This window comes from Ruegeria sp. BG6 (assembly GCF_056538465.1).
In genome coordinates, this window is the sequence record NZ_JBQFTB010000055.1 from 1 (window position 1) to 651 (window position 651).

A 651-nucleotide genomic window follows, 5' to 3' on the forward strand; every position below is an offset into this window, starting at 1 on the left:
CTTCTTCCTTGGTCAGGATGTAGGCTTCGGCTTCGAACTTGGTGTGCGGTGTCACCGAACCCGGCTTACACAGAACCTGGCCACGCTCAACACCGTCACGGTCAACACCGCGCAGCAGGGCGCCGATGTTGTCGCCGGCTTCACCACGGTCCAGCAGCTTGCGGAACATTTCAACGCCGGTGCAGGTGGTTTTCGCGGTGTCGCGGATACCAACGATTTCGATCTCGTCGCCAACGTTGATCACGCCACGCTCAACACGGCCGGTCACAACGGTACCACGGCCTGAGATCGAGAACACGTCTTCGATCGGCATCAGGAACGGCTGGTCAACAGCACGCTCGGGGGTGTCGATATACTCATCAACAGCCGCCATCAGCTCGCGGATCTTGTTCTCGCCGATTTCCGGGTTGTTGCCTTCCATCGCCGCCAGAGCCGAACCTGCGATGATCGGAATGTCGTCGCCGGGGTAGTCGTAGCTGGACAGCAGTTCGCGAACTTCCATCTCAACCAGTTCCAAAAGCTCTTCGTCGTCGACCTGGTCAACCTTGTTCATGAACACAACCATCTTCGGGATGCCAACCTGGCGGCCCAGCAGGATGTGCTCGCGGGTCTGCGGCATCGGGCCGTCAGCGGCGTTCACAACCAGGATCG

Annotated in this window: 1 protein-coding gene; it reads right to left on the reverse strand. The window is 59.6% G+C overall.

Annotated features, from left to right (window positions below):
* Positions 1–651: GTP-binding protein (locus ACR0JW_RS23910; protein WP_480714622.1), on the reverse strand; the 651-nt coding region annotated here is incomplete at both ends.